The organism is Bacillus sp. CH140a_4T (genome assembly GCF_008923725.1).
GTDB lineage: Bacteria > Bacillota > Bacilli > Bacillales > Bacillaceae_G > Bacillus_A.
Window position 1 is genome coordinate 819,094 of record NZ_WBPF01000013.1, and the last position, 18,713, is coordinate 837,806.

17 protein-coding genes and 2 other annotated features (1 of these 19 running past the window's edge) are annotated in these 18,713 nt (G+C 36.1%); of the genes, 3 read left to right on the forward strand and 14 right to left on the reverse strand.

Features of this window, described 5'->3' with window-relative positions:
• Positions 1–7: 7 nt before the first annotated feature.
• From F8162_RS13015 to zapA, 12 genes are all read right to left on the reverse strand, one after another.
• Positions 8–778, reverse strand: a complete 771-nt coding sequence (locus F8162_RS13015; RefSeq protein WP_151633375.1) for an ABC transporter ATP-binding protein — start codon at positions 776–778, stop codon at positions 8–10.
• Positions 768–1,751: a FecCD family ABC transporter permease gene (locus F8162_RS13020; RefSeq protein ID WP_151633373.1), complete on the reverse strand. Its 984-nt coding sequence runs from the start codon at positions 1,749–1,751 to the stop codon at positions 768–770. The genes F8162_RS13015 and F8162_RS13020 overlap by 11 nt, the downstream gene beginning before the upstream one ends.
• Before the next feature lie 27 nt (positions 1,752–1,778).
• A complete protein-coding gene (gene isdE / locus F8162_RS13025) occupies positions 1,779–2,660 on the reverse strand; it encodes a heme ABC transporter substrate-binding protein IsdE (RefSeq protein WP_151633371.1) in 882 nt (293 codons plus the stop codon).
• 69 nt (positions 2,661–2,729) lie between these two features.
• A complete protein-coding gene (locus F8162_RS13030; protein WP_151869334.1) occupies positions 2,730–5,888 on the reverse strand; it encodes an NEAT domain-containing protein in 3,159 nt (1,052 codons plus the stop codon).
• A gap of 32 nt (positions 5,889–5,920) precedes the next feature.
• A complete protein-coding gene (locus F8162_RS13035) occupies positions 5,921–6,379 on the reverse strand; it encodes an NEAT domain-containing protein (RefSeq protein ID WP_048544307.1) in 459 nt (152 codons plus the stop codon).
• Between the two features lie 27 nt (positions 6,380–6,406).
• A complete protein-coding gene (isdC, locus tag F8162_RS13040) occupies positions 6,407–7,120 on the reverse strand; it encodes a heme uptake protein IsdC (protein WP_151633369.1) in 714 nt (237 codons plus the stop codon).
• 499 nt (positions 7,121–7,619) lie between these two features.
• Positions 7,620–8,945, reverse strand: a complete 1,326-nt coding sequence (brnQ6, locus tag F8162_RS13045) for a branched-chain amino acid transport system II carrier protein BrnQ6 (protein ID WP_151633367.1) — start codon at positions 8,943–8,945, stop codon at positions 7,620–7,622.
• Between the two features lie 117 nt (positions 8,946–9,062).
• Positions 9,063–9,314 (reverse strand) — a binding site (T-box leader).
• 108 nt (positions 9,315–9,422) lie between these two features.
• Positions 9,423–10,112 (reverse strand): 23S rRNA pseudouridine(2604) synthase RluF, encoded by a 690-nt coding sequence (locus tag F8162_RS13050; protein ID WP_151633365.1) that lies wholly within the window; start codon positions 10,110–10,112, stop codon positions 9,423–9,425.
• A gap of 194 nt (positions 10,113–10,306) precedes the next feature.
• The gene (locus F8162_RS13055) at positions 10,307–12,667 is read right to left on the reverse strand and encodes an endonuclease MutS2 (RefSeq protein ID WP_151633363.1); all 2,361 of its coding nucleotides are present in this window, start codon (positions 12,665–12,667) and stop codon (positions 10,307–10,309) included.
• A gap of 19 nt (positions 12,668–12,686) precedes the next feature.
• A complete protein-coding gene (polX, locus tag F8162_RS13060; RefSeq protein ID WP_151633361.1) occupies positions 12,687–14,405 on the reverse strand; it encodes a DNA polymerase/3'-5' exonuclease PolX in 1,719 nt (572 codons plus the stop codon).
• A gap of 55 nt (positions 14,406–14,460) precedes the next feature.
• Entirely contained in the window at positions 14,461–15,000 is a 540-nt protein-coding gene (locus F8162_RS13065; RefSeq protein ID WP_000565411.1) for a CvpA family protein, read from the reverse strand.
• Position 15,001: 1 nt separating this feature from the next.
• Entirely contained in the window at positions 15,002–15,271 is a 270-nt protein-coding gene (gene zapA / locus F8162_RS13070) for a cell division protein ZapA (protein ID WP_000082701.1), read from the reverse strand.
• Between the two features lie 123 nt (positions 15,272–15,394).
• Between zapA and rnhC the strand changes: the two genes are divergently transcribed.
• From rnhC to F8162_RS13085, 3 genes are all read left to right on the forward strand, one after another.
• Positions 15,395–16,330: a ribonuclease HIII gene (gene rnhC, locus F8162_RS13075; RefSeq protein ID WP_151633359.1), complete on the forward strand. Its 936-nt coding sequence runs from the start codon at positions 15,395–15,397 to the stop codon at positions 16,328–16,330.
• Between the two features lie 117 nt (positions 16,331–16,447).
• Entirely contained in the window at positions 16,448–16,717 is a 270-nt protein-coding gene (locus F8162_RS13080; protein WP_120341876.1) for a hypothetical protein, read from the forward strand.
• A gap of 13 nt (positions 16,718–16,730) precedes the next feature.
• On the forward strand, positions 16,731–16,982 hold the full coding sequence (locus F8162_RS13085; protein WP_151633357.1) for a hypothetical protein: 252 nt from the start codon (positions 16,731–16,733) through the stop codon (positions 16,980–16,982).
• Positions 16,983–17,023: 41 nt separating this feature from the next.
• On the opposite strand, the gene F8162_RS13090 is transcribed toward F8162_RS13085, so the two are convergent.
• Entirely contained in the window at positions 17,024–17,158 is a 135-nt protein-coding gene (locus F8162_RS13090) for a YuzL family protein (protein ID WP_000039594.1), read from the reverse strand.
• A gap of 99 nt (positions 17,159–17,257) precedes the next feature.
• Positions 17,258–18,649, reverse strand: coding sequence for an asparagine--tRNA ligase (gene asnS / locus F8162_RS13095; RefSeq protein WP_000432171.1), 1,392 nt, complete (start codon positions 18,647–18,649; stop codon positions 17,258–17,260).
• Between the two features lie 52 nt (positions 18,650–18,701).
• Positions 18,702–18,713, reverse strand: a binding site (T-box leader); it runs 240 nt beyond the window's last position.

Consider the following 18,713-nt stretch of genomic DNA (forward strand, 5'->3'; position numbering starts at 1 on the left):
CGTATATTCAAATGCCCATTGGGACCATATACAACCCTGTATCTTCATCTTGCTTTACAACGACATCTACACCGTATATCGTCTTTATCATACTTTCTGTCACAACATCATCCGGATTACCTTTCGTAACAATTTCACCGTCTTTCATAACGATGATATGATCACTATAGCGAATCGCCTGATTAATATCGTGTAATACCATAACAATCGTCAATCCATGTACTTCATTTAACTCTTTTACTAGCTCTAATATTTCAAGTTGATAATAAATATCTAAATAGGTTGTCGGTTCATCTAAAAAGAGCATTGGTGTTTTCTGAGCTAACGTCATGGCAATCCAAACACGTTGTCTTTCTCCACCAGATAAAGCATGAATCTCTTTATCACGTTTACTTAGCAAATTCGTACATGCTAAAGCCCTTTCGATCGCTTCTCTATCTTCTTCGCTTTGCGAAGAAAAAATATTTTTATGCGGCATACGACCATAACTTGTTAATTTCTCCACCGTCATATCTGCCGGTGCTTCATTTTGTTGATGGACAACAGCTAACTTTCTAGCAAACTCTTTCGGTTTATATTGGCTAATCGCCTTCCCATCCAGTATTACCTCTCCGCTACGAGGATCGTGATTTCTTGACATTACGCCAAGTAATGTCGATTTCCCGCAACCGTTTGGACCAATAATTGTTGTAATTTTACCAATTTCTATTTCACTACTAACCGACTTTAATCGATCCGTTACATTATCATACGAAAAGGTTACATTTTTAATTTCCATGAACTTTATCACTCTTTCTAAGCAAGAATATTAAGAATGGCCCACCAATAACTGCCATAATCGTCGCCGCTGGAATTTCGTTAGGCGGCACAATTAACCTTCCAATCGTATCCGCCGTCAAAATTAATAACGCTCCTGCAAGAGCAGAAAATGGAATTAATACTTTATGATCTGAACCGACTAGTTGCCTTGAAATGTGCGGAACGAGTAATCCTACGAAAGCGATAACACCTGCAATCGCTGTTGATACTGCCGCTAAGAGTACTGCAATAGCAGAAATAATAAGACGAACTCTCGTCACGTGTAAACCTAAATTTTTTGCAGTCTTGTCTTGTAGCGATAATAAGTTACACCAAGCTCCTACAAACAGAGCAAGAATAAGACCAATCGTTCCATACGTAACCATTATTTCTACATCACCCCACGTCTTCATCGTTATATTAGAAGTCGTCGTTTGCTTAATACTCTTAATGAAATATCCGCAAATCGTAATGAACGATTCATTTAATCCAGTGAACATCGCATTAATAGCTATACCAACTAAAATAATGCGAAGTGGACTTAACCCTGACTTCCATGAAAATGCGTAAACGAGATAACATGCAAACGCACCACCTAAAAAGGCGAATACTGGTGTCCAGAAAAAGAATTGCGGGAATAACGTAATAATAACAAGTGTCATAAAACTTGCTCCTGAAGATATACCGATCACTCCAGCATCGGCAAGTGGATTTTTCATAACAGCTTGAAAAAGCACACCTGAAACAGCAAGAGCCGCCCCGGTGAACAGCGCAATAATAATACGCGGAAAACGTAAATCTTTAATTACTTCCACATCTTCATTGGTCCCTGTAAATATCCCTTGTACAAGGTCCACTATCCCTATTTCTAAACTTCCTTTCGTCGCTGACAATGACGTCATAACAATAAGCAATGCAGTAACAATGAGGAAACTCCAAGTTTTTTTATTCATTCCACTCTTCCTTTATATTAAAATGCATCACGGATACATCATTTTTTTCAATTCATCTAACGCTTCAATTGCTGCTAAATTGCCTGTCGTCCCAAATAAACGCTCTTCTAAATCATAAACACGATTATTTTTAACTGCTGCGAAATGTTTCCAAATATCATTTGTTTTAAATTCTTTATCAAACATTTTTACAACTTCATCAGGCATACCATGCGCTGCTCGTAAAATAATGTCTGGATCTGCCTTTTTTAAATACTCTGTATTAGAGGCTAAATACTCTACTTGCTCACCTTGTACAATGTTTTTACCGCCTAATTGTTTCACTAAATCTCCAATGTAAGAATGCTCTGTTGCTACTAAATAACTCCCCGGTACACCTAATAAAATAAGCACTGTCGGTTCTTTCTTTCCCTTTACTGCTTTTTGAATCTCTGCAACCTTGTTATCTAACTTCGTTACAACTGCTTCAGCCTGCTTTTCACGTCCATATTGCTTACCTAAATTACTAATGGTATTTTGCATATTTTTTAAACTAGTTAAGTCTACAAAGTTTGCTTTCATACCTATACCATCAAAAACTGGCTTTAATTCATATTCAAGTGTTGTCACGGACAATACTTCTGACGGCTTTAACGATTTTACCTTTTCCATATCAGGACTCATCGGATTCCCGACTTCAGGTAAACCTTTATATCTCTTTGGTAAATCTTTCGTACTCGTTGGAACACCAACTAAATCTACTTCTAACGCATCCATAATTTCAGTAACAGCGACTGTCGTTGCAACAACTCTCTCTTTACTCTCACTCTTTACCTGCTTCGCTGCTTCTTTTTTGGGCGCCGAGCATCCAGCTATACTCACTAATAAAATGATAGCCATTAGTACACTAGCAATTTTCTTCACTCTCAATCACCACTCCTTTCCAAACAATATGAAACAAGTCTTGATGCATGCGAACATGCATCAAGACTTCAAAAATTACAATCTACCTGCTCTATATTTACGAACTAGTAAAGCAAGTGACCCAAGCAGTAGCACCATGTATAAACCTAGTTGTGCTGTATCTGCTGTTTTTGAGTTTTTCTCTTTTTTCGGATCATTTTTTTGGCCTTCTTTTTTCTTCTTATCATCTGCATTTCGGTTAAAATCAGGATTATCTACTTTTTTTACATTATCTACTTTCGGTGTAATCACTGGATTGTTCGGATCATTTTTCGGATCTTTTTTTGGATCCTCTTTAATCGTTCCTAACGCACCAATATTATTTGTATCAAATTGAATTTGGACATCGTAGAAATGATGGTAGTTCATTTCGTTGATATCAACTTTTACTTTTGCATTTAATTTTGCAAATAAATCACTTACTTCAAATTGCACTACTCTCGTATTTGCATTTTTATCTTCGCTTACTACTTTCGCATCAGCAAAAAGACTGTTATTTTCCGTTTGGAATTTTGTAATCCATGCACTATTTTTCAACGTCATCTCAATGTACTTTTTACCATCTTTAACGATTAATTTTGCTGGATGTACAGTATAGTCATGCATCTTTGAAAGCTCATTTGTTTTATCTTTTAACACTTTAAATGGAATATCATATTGACCATCTACTAAATTTTTCGGATCAACTATTACTTTTGGTTTATTATTTCCGCCTTGGTTGTCGTTTCCACCTTGGTTGTCACTTCCGCCTTGGTTATCGTTTCCGCCTTGGTTGTCGTTTCCACCTTGGTTGTCGTTTCCACCTTGGTTACCTAAAGCTTTAATACTATCTTGATCAAATACAAATTGAACATCGTAGAAATGGTGATAATTCATCGTATCAATATCTACTTTTACTTTTGCATTTAATTTTTTAGATAAATCCTCTACTTCTAACTCTACTACTTTTGTATTTTGCTCTTTATTCTCACTTAACACTTTTGCGTTAACAAAAGAACCATTCTTTTCAAACTCAAATTTTGTAATCCATGTACTGTTCGTTAATGTAAACGATACATACTTCTTACCATCTTTCACTTTTAGTACAGCTGGACTCTTTGTATATGTGTTCATCATTGAAATTTCTTCTGTTTTATCTTTTAGAACTTTAAAGCCAATGCTGTATTCACCATCTTTTAGTGCTTTTGGATCAATGGTTGTGTTATTACCTTGGTTGTCGTTTCCACCTTGGTTATTGTTTCCGCCTTGGTTGTCGTTTCCACCTTGGTTATTGTTTCCGCCTTGGTTATTGTTTCCACCTTGGTTGTCGTTTCCACCTTGGTTATTGTTTCCACCTTGGTTGTCGTTTCCACCTTGGTTATTATTTCCACCTTGGTTATCTAACGGTTTAATGCTACCTTTATCAAATGCAAATTGAATGTCGTAGAAATGATGATAATTCATTGAATCGATATCTACTTTTACTTTTGCATTTAACTTTTTAGATAAATCGTCTACTTCTACTTCCACTACGCGTGTATCAGCTTTCTTATCTTCACTTAATACACTTGCATCAATAAATGAACCATTTTTCTCAAATTCAAACTTTGTAATCCATGAGCTATTCGTTAATGTGAATGATACGTATTTTTTACCATCTTTCACTTTTAACACGCCTGGACTCTTTGTATACGTGTTCATCATTGAAATTTCTTCTGTTTGATCTTTTAAAGCTTTGAAATTGATGCTGTATTCACCGTCTTTAATTGTGTCAGCATCTGGATTCTTGTTTTCATCTGGTTTTTCTACTTCCGGCTTTTTATCACCGTCTGGTTGCTTTTCTTCATTCTTAATTGGCTCAAGTTTATCTTCATTAAATTGAAGTTGTAATTCATGCGTTTGTTTATAATTTTGTGATGCCACTTCAATAAATACTTTTGTATTTAACTTTTTAGATAAACTGTCTACTTCAAATTCTACTACTCTTGTATTTTTCTCTTTATTTTCACTTACTACTTTTGCATCAACAAATGAACCATCTTTTTCTGTTTGGAAATTTTTAATTGATGCGTTATCTGTTAATGTTACAGTCGCTTTTTTCTTACCGTTTTCTACTTTTAATACCGCTGGACTTATTATCTTATCTTTCATTCTAGATTCTTCATCTGTTTTATCTTTTAACACTTTAAATGGAATGCTGTACTCTCCATCTTTAATTGTTTCAACATTTGGTTTTTCTACTTCCGGTTGTTTCTCTTCGTTCTTAATTGGCTCAAGTTTATCTTGATTAAATTGAAGTTGTAATTCATGCGTTTGTTTATAATTTTGTGATGCCACTTCGATAAATACTTTTGTATTTAACTTGTTAGATAAACTGTCTACTTCAAATTCTACTACTCTTGTATTTTTCTCTTTATCTTCACTTACTACTTTCGCATCAACAAATGAACCATCTTTTTCTGTTTGGAAATTTTTAATTGATGCGTTATCTGTTAACGTTACAGTCGCTTTTTTCTTACCATTTTCTACTTTTAATACTGCTGGACTTATTAACTTGTCTTTCATTCTAGATTCTTCATCTGTCTTGTTTTTTAACACTTTAAATGGAATGCTGTAATTTCCATCGTTAATTATGTTAGAATTGGGTTGTTGATCTGGGTCAGGCTTTTGGTCGGGCTTCTGACTTGGATCCGGTTTTTCATTTGGATCTGGCTTATTCGCTGGGTCCTCTTTTTCATCTGGTTTTTCTACATGAATTGGTGTAATGCTATTTTGATCAAATACAATACGAACGTCATATTCATGATGATAGTTTAAAAAATCAATATCTACTTTTACTTTCGCTTTTAATACCTTCTCTACATCTTCCACATCAAATTCTACTACTCTTGTATCTTTTACTTTATCTTCACTAATTACATTTGTCTCCACAAGCTGACCTGCTTTTTCTGTTTCAAACTTCGTAATCCATGAACTATTTTTTAATGTAAAGGATACTTTATTTTTCCCATCCTTCACTTTTAAAACCCCTGGACTTTCAGAGTATTCATTCATCATGGATACTTCATCCGATGTATCTTTAAGTACTTTAAAACCAATTGAATATTCACCATCGGCTAATTTAGTAGCTGCTTGAATTGCAAGAGGTTGTAATGTTGAGACGAATGTAAATACCATTAAAAACATAGCAACAATAATTTTCACATACCTGTTCAATGGAACGACTCTCCCTTTTCGAAATTTTTTAATTATTTAATACTGTTCCCATCAAATACAAAACGAATATCATATGAAGCATTATAATTAATAATTGGGATATTAATTTTCACCTTGCCATTTAGTTTTTTTGACAAGTCAGCAACTTCAAATTCTACTACTCTAGTATTCTCTTTTGTATTTTCACTTAACACAGTAGCTTCTACGAATTGACCATTTTTTTCTACTTGTAAACTTTTAATAGAAGTACTATCTTTCACCTTGAATGAAACATATTGTTTTCCATCTTTAACTGTTAATGTTGCCGGACTTTCAAAATAACTATTCATTCTAGATGATTCATCTTTATCGCCTTTCCATACAGTAAAAGCAATATTATATTTTCCATCAGCCAATTTTGTAGCAGCCTTTGTATCTTGTAAACCTAGTGTTGCTATAAACGTAAATAAAACAGCAAATACGGCAATAATCATTTTAAATTGTTTAAACATATATTCATCACCCTTCAAAAGATTTATTTATTTACTTAACTTCACTTTACGAATTAAGAAAACACCTGAAATTAGAATTAGCACTGCAAACAATCCAATACGTGCTTCATCGCCTGTTTTGGGGTTATCTGTTTTTTCAGCTTTTCCATTTTCATTTTTTGTTTCTTTGTTCGCTTCTTTAGTTGTTTCCTTACTCTCTACTTTTGTTTTCTCTTCTTTTACTTGTGTATCTGTTTTCACTTGATCATTATTTTTTGTTGTAGCAGCTACACCGTTATCGCCACCTACCGCTTTTACATTTGCATCAAACGCAAAGCGAATTGTGTAATGATGGTCATAATTCACATCTGGTACAACAACATGAATTTTTGCAGCTGCTGGTTTAGATAAATCATCTATTTTAAACTCTACAGTTCTTTTATCTGCTGATTCATCTTTACTAACAACTTTAGCGTCAACAAAATCCCCGTTCTCAGGTGCTTTAAATTCTGTAATCCAAGCACTATGATTCATCGGAATTTGTACTCTCATTTCGCCATTTTTCACAACTAGCTTAGCTGGTTTCTCAAAATAATCATTTGCCATAGATGCTGAGGCATTTTCCGCTTTTTGAATGACATAGTTAATATCATACGTACCGTCAGCTAGTTGAGCTGAAACTTTCCCATATGGCATGACAAGAAAAGCTAGCATACATACGAACGTTATAATAAAAGCGGGTAATACAGAAATCTTTCTCATTTGGCTTACTTCCTCCTTGTTTATCCTTTATCCATGCTTTTTTGAAAATGATAATTATTCTCAATTTATGAGAAAAAAATAATAATCCTCTATCATTATTTAATTGTAATTTTTTTATGTAATGTAGATATTATTGATTATCATTCTCAATAAATGTTAAAAATAATATCCCTCCTTATTCCTTATAAAGAGCGATTCACATTTTAACATAAGTTCCTATTTATTCTGTTGATTATCATTCTCAATAAATCTCAAAAAAAATAACGCTTACCATTCTCCTACTCTATCACCTCTATCTACAAAATGATATCGTTATAGAAAACCTTATACCTTTCACTCCTCACTTTCCTTCCAATATTTCCACAACTAAGTCAATCTTAGCCTAATGCTAATTTTTTTGTCAACTATATTACGTATAAAATTTTTAATATCTAAATTTCCCTATATGCAATTTTTTCTACAAAAAAAGAGGCTTTCTTTCATAGAAAGCCTCTTTTCTCTATTTTTCTACAGCAACTTCTTGCTTTTGGAACAAAGAAATGACATATCCAATTACAATACCTACTAGAGCAGGAACTAACCAACCAATCCCCACACTATATAATGGGATTTTATTTAAAATAGGTGCTAATGCGGCAATTTGAAGATTCGCATTGTGCAATCCATCAAAGAAGCTAATCATGAATGCTCCTACAATACCACCCACATACATTACTAAAGGAAGACGAATATAGTTTTCTACAAGGGATAATACAATCAGTACGATACCAATTGGGTAAATTGCAATTAAAATCGGTAATGCTAATGCGTTTAACTGAGTTAACCCAAGGTTTGCTACCATAAATGCTAATACACAGAAGATGAAAACAACCTTTTGATAAGAAAGCTTTGGTAATAAGGAAGAAAAATATTCCCCACAAGCTGCAACAATACCTACAGAAGTTGTTAAACATGCCGCTGTAATTGCGATCCCTAATAATAAAGTTCCGTAACTACCAAATAAATGATTTACAACATTTGTTAAAATAATTCCTCCGTTTGCTCCCATTCCAAGAGACACACTAGAAGCTCCCAGATAAGCAAGTGCTAAATAAACAAGTAGTAAACCGAGCGCTGCAATAAATCCTGCAAAGATTGTTACTTTTGCAATGCTGTTCTTATTTGTAACTCCTTTTGCTTTTAAAGCATTAATAACAACATTTCCGAAAACAAGTGCTGCAAGTCCATCTAAAGTTAAATATCCATCAATAAAACCTTTAAAGAGCGGAGCGTTATACGCTTCTGTCGGTGCACCAAATTCTCCAATTGGTGTAATAATTGCTTTACCTACGATAATCGCTATAACAGCTAACAAAATCGGAGTTAATACTTTACCGATGCGGCCCACTAATTTCGATGGGTTTAAAGCTAAATAGAAAGTTACTGCAAAGAAAATGAATGTAAAGATAACAAGTGGATAAGATTGACCAGCTATCTCACTTGGTAAAAATGGTGCAACACTCATTTCATAAGCAACTGTTCCTGTACGCGGAACACTTACGAATACGCCTAAACATAAATAAATTGCAGTGATAAAAACAAGTGCGAATACAGGGTGTACACGTCCCGCTAGCTCATTAATATCTCCTTTTAGAGCTATAACAATTACCCCTAATAAAGGTAATCCAACACCTGTTACGATAAAGCCAAATAACGCGATCCATACGTCTGTTCCAGCACCTTGCCCTAAAGCCGGCGGGAAAATCATATTACCCGCACCGAAAAATAGTGCAAACAACATTAAACTTATTGCAAACATCTCAGAAAACTTTAAAGATGATTTCATTTCTACTAACCTCCTACATATTTTTAGATTAACAAAATATTCTGAATTGAATACCGTCACATATCCTCTTTCAAGCATACTTCCCCGTAAAAGAACGCAAAAAACACCCGTCCCTAACAAAGGGACGAGTGTTGAAATCGTGGTTCCACCCTTATTCTAATAAAATGAATTTATAACAAAATAAGCTCATTTTATAGCTCGTGTAAATTGATAACGGTTTTATCCGCCAAGAATTACAATGCATCATGCAGTTCACTCTTGAAGTTTAGAGGTGGTAAGTTTGCCTTTCCGTATTAGGAAGCTCACAGCCTAAGGCTTCCCTCTCTGAGAATCGTCAAAAACAACTCATGTCCTCATCATTACTTTTATAAAATATCTTGTCGAAACTTGTTGTTTTTTATTATATGGGCTATTTTTTAAAAAATCAATAGTTTTATTTTTTCTGACAAAAAAATATAGGGAGAAAATTTTCCCTCCCTATAACTGCCCTATTAATATTTCTAATTCCTCAGATGTAACGCTCCGCCATTTTCCCACTTCAAGATCGTCTAGCCCTATATTCATAATACGAACTCGCTTTAACTTTGTTACAGTAAACCCGAAAGCACGGCTCATTCTGCGAATTTGTCTGTTCATTCCTTGCGTTAGAACGATGCGAAATGTAGAGTGATCCACTCTCGTCACTTTACATGGCTTCGTCATTCCATCTTTAATCTTTACACCGCTGGACATCTCATTAATAAACCAATCTGTAAACGGCTTATCGACAGTAACAACATATTCTTTCTCGTGCTCATGATCACCATGTAAAATTTGATTCGCAATCCCGCCGTCATTCGTTAATAAAATAAGTCCTTCCGACGCTTTATCTAATCGTCCAACAGGAAAGATACGCTCTGGATAATTAATATAATCAATAATATTATCTTCAATATGATCGGCTGCTGTACAAGTAATGCCAACTGGTTTATGAAAGGCAATATACACCTTTTCCTTCTCTTCCTTTGCAATAACCTGCCCATCAATCGTTACAACATCACCATCGCTCACAAGTGCACCGTGCGTACACATTTCACCGTTAATACAGACGCGTCCTGCTTTAATAAGGCGGTCTGTTTCACGTCTTGAGCAGGATTTTGCTTCACTTATGTATTGGTTGATTTTCATGTTTTATTCCTTTTCCTATATATTAAAAGCGTCAATCTATGGCAATATCACTCTACCACGATTGACGCTCTTTTACTTCGCAAAAACAACTAAATAAATAACCCCAATCACCAAAAATATTCCACAACAAGCTAACAATACTTTTGCAAGTTTGTCCATAAACATATAATGGTTCCCCTTTGTTTCGTTGTTTGCTATTTTAATTCGACAACTGTTACGCCTAGGCCTCCCTCGCCCATGTCACCGTAACGGTAATTCTTCACACCGCGGTGCTTCTTCAAGTAATCTTGTACACCTTGGCGAAGCGCTCCTGTTCCTTTACCGTGAATAATTGATACACGAGGATAGCTTGCAAGCTGTGCATCGTCTAAATATTTTTCAACGCGCATCATTGCATCTTCATAACGTTCACCGCGAAGATCAAGCTCTAACGAAACGTGATAATCTCTACCCTTCACACTTGCAACTGCTTTTTTCTCAGTTTGCTTCGGTGTATTAATGTATTCCATATTGGATTCTTTCACTTTCATCTTCAGAATACCAATTTGTACGCTCCACTCTGTATCACTTACCTTTTCAAGTAATTGACCTTTTTGACCGAACGTTAATACTTTTACTTCATCGCCTGCGCGTAATTGTTGTTTTGGCGCTGTGTTTTTCACGTTTACTTTTTGTTTCTTCACAAGCTCTGGCGCCGCACCTTCTAGACGGCTCTTCGCTTCAATAAGCTCATGGTCTTTCACGTTTACAAGCTGTGCTTTACGCAATTGACGAAGTTCTTGAATAATGCCTTCTGCTTCTTTCTTTGCAGCTTCGACTTTTTCTTCCCCTTCTTTTTGCGCTTTTAATAATTTTTCATCGCGCTCATCATTAAATTCAATAATTTGACGCTGTAATTCGCGATGCAGTTTTTCAGATTGCTTGCGAAGTGCTTCTGCTTCGTTCCAGTCACGTTCTGCATTCTTTTGACTTTCTTCTAACTTCGCAATCATATTTTCAATTTTGTTTGTATCTGTACTAATGTGGCTACGAGCTTGATCAATCACGCGATCAGATAATCCAAGGCGTTTCGAAATTTCAAAAGCATTACTACGTCCTGGTACACCGATTAATAATTTATACGTTGGGCTTAACGTGTTCACGTCGAACTCAACGCTCGCATTAATAACTTGCTCACGGTTATATCCGTATGCTTTTAATTCTGGGTAATGCGTCGTAGCAACAACGCGAGCACCACGATTACATACTTCATCTAAGATTGAAATTGCTAATGCAGCCCCTTCTTGCGGATCTGTTCCAGCACCTAATTCATCGAATAAAACTAAGCTTTCAAAATCAGCTTTTTCTAAAATATCAACAATGTTCACCATATGTGAGGAGAACGTACTTAAACTTTGTTCAATCGATTGCTCATCACCGATATCGGCAAAGATATTTTTAAATACACAAATCTCTGACTCATCCATTACTGGAATGTGAAGGCCAGATTGCGCCATTAATACACAAATACCAACTGTTTTCAGCGTAACTGTTTTACCACCTGTATTCGGTCCTGTAATAACAATTGTCGTGAAATCTTTACCTAACATAATGTTATTTGGCACGATAATTTCTGGATCAATAAGCGGATGACGTGCTTGTCTTAAATCCATATAGCGCTCGTTATTTACGATTGGCTTCGTTGCTTTTATACGCTTCGCATAAAAAGCTTTCGCAAAGATAAAGTCAAGATTCGCAACTACTTCTACGTTAGATAAAACGATATCCGCTTCTACTGCCACTTCTTCTGTTAACATGAATAAGATGCGTTCGATCTCTTGTTTTTCTTTCACTCGTGCTTCTTGAAGCGCGTTATTTAATTCTACAATGACTTGTGGTTCAATAAATAACGTTTGCCCAGAAGCTGATTGATCGTGAACAATACCGCCATATACGCCGCGGTATTCTTGTTTTACTGGGATTACGTAACGTTCGTTACGAATCGTTACAATCGCGTCAGACAGCATCTTTTGCGCGTTGGAAGAACGCGTCATGTTTTCTAACTTTTCTCGAATACGGCTTTCCGCAGTACGAATTTGAGTACGAATACCACGCAGTTTATCACTTGCGCTATCGACTACTTCACCGCCATCACCGATGCAATTTGTAATTTTCTTTTCTAAATCATATAAAGATACAATTTGAGCAACATGAGTTTCTAAAATTGGAAGCTCGACACCATTATCAACCATATCTTCAATGAAACGTTTCATATTGCGACTACCATACATCGTATTGGCAATATCAAGTAGTTCATTCGGGCTTAACATACTTCCAATCTTTGCACGCTTTACATTTGAGCGAATATCCGTAATACCACCTAATGGTGCATTACCTTTCAAACGAATGACTTTTGCTGCTTCATCCGTTGTATCTTGCATTTCTACAATTTCTTCAAAATCAGTGCTCGGCACTAAATGCTTCACTTTGTCACGGCCAAGTGAAGAGGCTGTATGTTCAAGTAATTGTTCTTTTACTTTATTGTATTCTAATACACGCAACGTTCTTTCTAACATGTTGCAGGTCCCCCTTGTGTTACTTATTACGTTTAATATAGTCTAATAAACGTTCAATATCCCACGTGTTAATCACGTTATCTTTTTGAATCCAACCTTTACGTGCTGCCGCTACACCTGTTTCCATATCTTCTAACATTTCAAGCGTATGAGCATCCGTATTAATCGCTACTTTTACACCAGCATCTTGTGCTTGTTTTAATAATTTCGCGCTTAAATCTAGACGGTTTGGATTCGCATTTAATTCTAAAACTGTATTTGTTTCTTTTGCGAGCTGGATTAATAAATCTGTATCCACATCATAGCCCTCACGGCGTCCAAGAAGACGTCCTGTCGGATGCGCAATCATTGTGACATGTTTATTCTCAAGCGCAGCACGAAGACGTTTCATAATCGTTTCACGGTCTTGTGAGAAGCTAGAGTGAATTGCTCCAATGACATAATCTAATTCTGCTAACACTTCATCATCAAAATCAAGTGTTGCATCCGGTAAAATGTCCATTTCAATTCCGCGTAAAATTGTAATGTCTGGATACTTTTCGTTCATACGTTCAATTTCTTTCGCTTGTTCACGAAGGCGCTCTTTCGTTAAACCGTTCGCTACTTTTAAGTATTGTGAATGGTCGGTAATTGCCATAAATTTATAACCACGAGCACGACATGCTTGAACCATTTCCTCAATTGAAAAGGCACCGTCACTCCACGTTGTATGCATATGTAAATCACCTTGTATATCAGAGAACTGAATTAAGTTTGGATACTCTTTAATTAATTCAATTTCTTTTCCATCTTCACGCACTTCTGGCGGGATAAATGGAAGACCGAAATGAGCAAAGAATTCCTCTTCTGTTTCAAATGTCTTCACTTCGCCTGTTTCTAAGTTTTCTACACCGTACTCACTAATTTTCTCGCCTCTATCTTTTGCGATTTGGCGCATTTTTACGTTATGGTCTTTTGATCCTGTGAAATGGTGAAGAGTTGTAATAAATTCTTCTGGTTTTACTAAACGGAAATCGATTGAAATATCATATTCATATTGAAGACGAACAGAAACTTTCGTATCTCCACTTGCGATTACTTCAATCATATTATCAAATTGCAGTAAATGCTCACGCACTGCCGCTGGTTCTGTCGTTGCAATGATAAAGTCTAAATCTTTCACCGTTTCACGAACGCGGCGCAAACTACCAGCGCGAGAGAAACGAATTACTTCAGCAATATTCGACAATTTCTCCTCTATTTCCACGGCAATAGGCAATACCATTGAGATTGGTAAACGCTCTGGACGAGATCCTACTTGATCAATTGCTTCTAATATTTTCTCTTCTGTCTTCTTACCGAAACCAGCTAAAGCTTGTACTTTATTTTCCTCACAAACCGCTTTTAGCGATTCCATATCAACAACACCAAGTTCTTTATATAACTTAGCTACTTTTTTACCACCAAGACCTGGTAATTTTAATAACGGTAATAAGCTACTTGGCACTTCTTTTTCAAGCTCTTGTAATACTTCAGATGTTCCCGATTCTATATATTCTTGAATAACTGCTGCTGTTCCTTTTCCAATGCCCGGAATCTTCGTAAAATCTTCAATCTCAGAAAGACTACGATCATCACTTTCTAATGCTGCTGCCGCTTTACGAAATGCAGATATTTTAAATGGATTCGCGCCCTTTAGTTCCATAAACAGGCCGATTGTCTCTAATAATTTAATAACTTGTTTTTTATTTACCTTCATCATTGCCCCGCCTTTCTTTCATAGAAAAAAACTCCTCTTTCCGAAAAAAGAGAAGTTATACTCTGCTACCTGTCTGCCATAGTTCCTTCACCTTTTCAGAGAGAATCGGTGTATCGTCTACAATTATTTTGCTAATTGATGATTTTTGTAATGGTGTTTGTATTTGTTCAATTGGAAGAATGTTTCCAACAATAATTAAAACAAACAAAATAATATATACTTCTAAAAATCCGAGGATTGCCCCCGCAAACGCATTGACTTGCTTTAAAACCGGTATTTCTGCAAACATATTTAACAAATTACCAAGTAATGAAAGTGCAATTTTTGTAATAATAAACAATATGATAAACGCAAGTGCTTGATAAAATACTGTCTCAATATTATTTGCATCAATCCATTCTGGAACAGATACGTTTTTATCAAATGGATACGGAATAAATTTCGCAAGTGCTGGCGCTAAATCTTTACAGTACCAGTATGCAACAAGGTATGCGATAATAAAGCTTGTTAACTTTACAAGTTGCAGAATAAACCCTCTGCGTAAGCCGAGGAAAAATCCCATAACAAGCAGTAAAATGATAATAATATCAATCATGTTATTCCATTCCTTTTTTTGTCATACTTTCTTTCAATTTCTCATGTTCTTCTTTTAATTTTATGTAATCGTGTATGACGTTTACCGCCGTCAATACCGCTAGTCTACTCGTGTCAAGCGAAGGATTCTTGGCATTGAGTTCGCGCATTTTATCATCCACAATCGCTGCTACCATGCGGATATGACTTGTACTTTCATCGCCAACAACTGAATATTGTTGACCATAGATTTCTACATTAATTCGACTTTTCTTTCCCTTTTGTTGTGACAACTCACCGGCCTCCAATCACGTACAGAATCCTAAAGTTTATCATACCATGAACCTTCATAATATGGAAACAGAAAGAACAATCCGATATGATAAAAATAACAATATAAAAAAGGAGTGACCATCTTGTCAAATTCTATCGTAATACAAACAAGTTCTACAGTAATTGAAGACATGAAACAACAATATAAACAAGCGCTTAGCCCAAAAACCCCACAAGGCGGAATCTTCATGGCAAAGGTGCCATCTTGCACGATTACAGCTTATAAATCTGGAAAAGTAATGTTCCAAGGAGGCCGTGCTGAAGCAGAAGCTTCTCGTTGGCAAACTGTCTCTCAAACACCGAAAACAGCTGTAAAAAAATCTGTCGATTCACACCGTTATGCACCCCCTGCTTCCATCGGTACAATGTCTATCGTAGGGTCAGATGAAGTTGGTACTGGTGATTTCTTCGGACCGATGACAGTCGTTGCTGTATATGTGGATGCGAAGCAAATTCCACTGTTAAAAGAACTTGGTGTAAAAGACTCTAAAAACTTAAATGACGATCAAATTACTGCCATTGCGAAACAACTTCTACACGTTGTTCCTTACAGCTCTCTCGTTCTTCATAATGAAAAATATAACGAGCTATTTGATAAAGGAAACAACCAAGGTAAGTTAAAGGCTTTACTACATAATAAAGCTATTACAAACTTATTAGCTAAAATTGCACCTACAAAACCTGAAGGCGTCTTAATTGATCAATTCACACAACCTGATACATACTACAAATATTTAGCAAAACAAAAGCAGGTACAGCGTGAAAATGTTTACTTCGCGACGAAAGGTGAAAGTGTCCATTTAGCAGTAGCCGCTGCTTCCATTTTAGCCCGTTACTCATTCGTAAAACAGTTTGATGAACTAAGCAAAAAAGCTGGTATGCCACTTCCAAAAGGTGCCGGTAAACAAGTTGATATCGCCGCTGCTAAATTAATTCAAAAGCTTGGTAAAGAACGATTACCTGAGTTTGTGAAAATGCATTTCGCTAATAAGGAGAAGGCGTTTCGCTTATTAAAATAGTATCGACAAAAACAGGAGGCTACAAACTCCTGTTTTTTTGTTTCACGCTACTATTGTCCTTGTATTTTTGTTACAATTAAAATATACAGATTATTGTAACATAGGAGGAGATTCCCATTGCTACTTCTACAAATGATTCTAAATATTTTACTAGGTGATCCACACGAAAGACAGTTTGAAATTAGAGAAAACATTCAGCTACTAAGTGAACAACCATCGTTCAACAATTTAATAGAGCGATATGGTCGATCTTTCTTATTAAACTTTCGCATTCGAAGATTTATCGGGAAACACGATGCCCGCTTGTTAATACATAATCCAGCAAAACTACAGCACTTCTGTGAGGAACTTGAGTTTATGATTAGAAGAAAAGGATTGTTTACATAAGGAGGGAATTCATATGAACGCTGTAAAAGTTAAAAAGTTATTATATGTTCTCGTACACCTCGTGGGCCCGCTTTCTTACCTCACTATTTCTACCATTTTGGGAGCTTTTTTCACTTCTAAATCCACATTCGAAAATATATCTGATAATCTTGGTGTGATGGCCATCTATTACGTGCTCATGAGCTTACTGTGGTTTTTCTATTTAGATCGATTAGACAAAGATGTAGATAACATTACAAAAGAGATTAATGATAATAAGAGATAATACATAAAAAAGGAGAGCCGCCAAGACTCTCCTTTTTTATGTTAGCTTCGTTTCTGTTTCTTATTTGATGAAGATACTTTATGAGAACCTGTTTCATGCGTCGTCGTTCCTTGTCCTTCTACTTCTGGAGAACCAAGGCTTGATCTTGAATGATCTTTTTTCACTTTTTTACTCATTTATATTCACCCCTTCGCGTTACTTTTTGCTATGGGAGAATAAACTATACAATATACAAAATAAAAAAGCGAGAGGAAATCCTCTCGCTTTTTTATATTTTAGAACTCAGAAGAACCTGGAGTTCTTGGGAATGGAATTACGTCACGGATGTTAGCCATGCCTGTGATGTACATTAGGAAGCGCTCGAAACCTAGACCGAATCCAGCGTGTTTTGTACCGCCGTATTTTCTAAGTTCTAAGTACCACCAGTAGTCCTCTTCGTTCATGCCTAGTTCTTTAATTCTATCTACTAAAACGTCCATTCTTTCTTCACGTTGGCTTCCGCCGATTAATTCGCCGATGCCAGGAACTAGAAGGTCAGTAGCAGCTACTGTTTTTCCATCTTCATTCATACGCATGTAGAACGCTTTAATGTCTTTCGGATAGTCAGTTACGAATACAGGGCGTTTGAAGATTTCTTCTGATAAGTATCTTTCGTGCTCTGTTTGTAAGTCAATACCCCATTCTACTGGGTATTTGAAGTCAGCACCTGACTCTTGAAGCACTTTAATTGCTTCTGTATATGTGATACGACCGAAGTCAGAGTTAATTACGTTATTCATGCGCTCTAGAACTGTTTTATCAACGAAGCTGTTGAAGAATTCCATTTCTTCTGGTGCATGCTCTAGTACGTATTTCATTGCATATTTCAGCATATCTTCTGTAAGATCCATTACATCGCCTAATTCAGCGAATGCAATCTCCGGCTCAACCATCCAGAACTCAGCAGCGTGGCGAGTTGTGTTTGAGTTTTCCGCACGGAATGTAGGTCCGAATGTGTATACGTCACGGAATGCTAATGCATAAGCTTCAGCGTTCAGCTGTCCACTTACTGTTAAGTTTGTTTCTTTGCCGAAGAAGTCTTTTGATTCATCAACTTGTCCGTCTTCGCCTTTTGGTACGTTGTTTAAATCTTGCGTTGTTACGCGGAACATTTCGCCTGCACCTTCTGTATCACTACCAGTGATGATTGGTGTGTGAACATGTACGAATCCACGCTCTTGGAAGAACTGGTGAATCGCAAATGCTGCGACAGAACGTACACGGAACGTTGCAGAGAATGCATTTGTTCTTGGACGTAAGTGAGCAATTGTACGTAAATATTCAAACGTGTGACGTTTCTTTTGAAGTGGGTAATCAGAATCTGATAAGCCCTCGATATCAATTTTTTCTGCTTTAATTTCAAATGGTTGCTTCGCTCCAGGCGTTGCAATTACTTTACCTTCTACTTTAACTGAAGAGCTAAGTGGAAGTTTTGCAATTTCTTTGAAGTTTTCTAACTCTGTATCGAAAACGATTTGAACGCTTTTGAAGAAGCTACCGTCGTTTAATTCGATGAAACCAAATGCTTTTGAATCACGTAAGTTACGAATCCACCCTGATACTTGTACTGTTTGACCTGCGTATTTATCTGTATCTCTATACAGACTTTTTACTAATGTGTTTTCCATAGTGAAATTCTCCTTTGCACATATATTTAAATACAAAAAAACCTTTCATCCATAAAGGGACGAA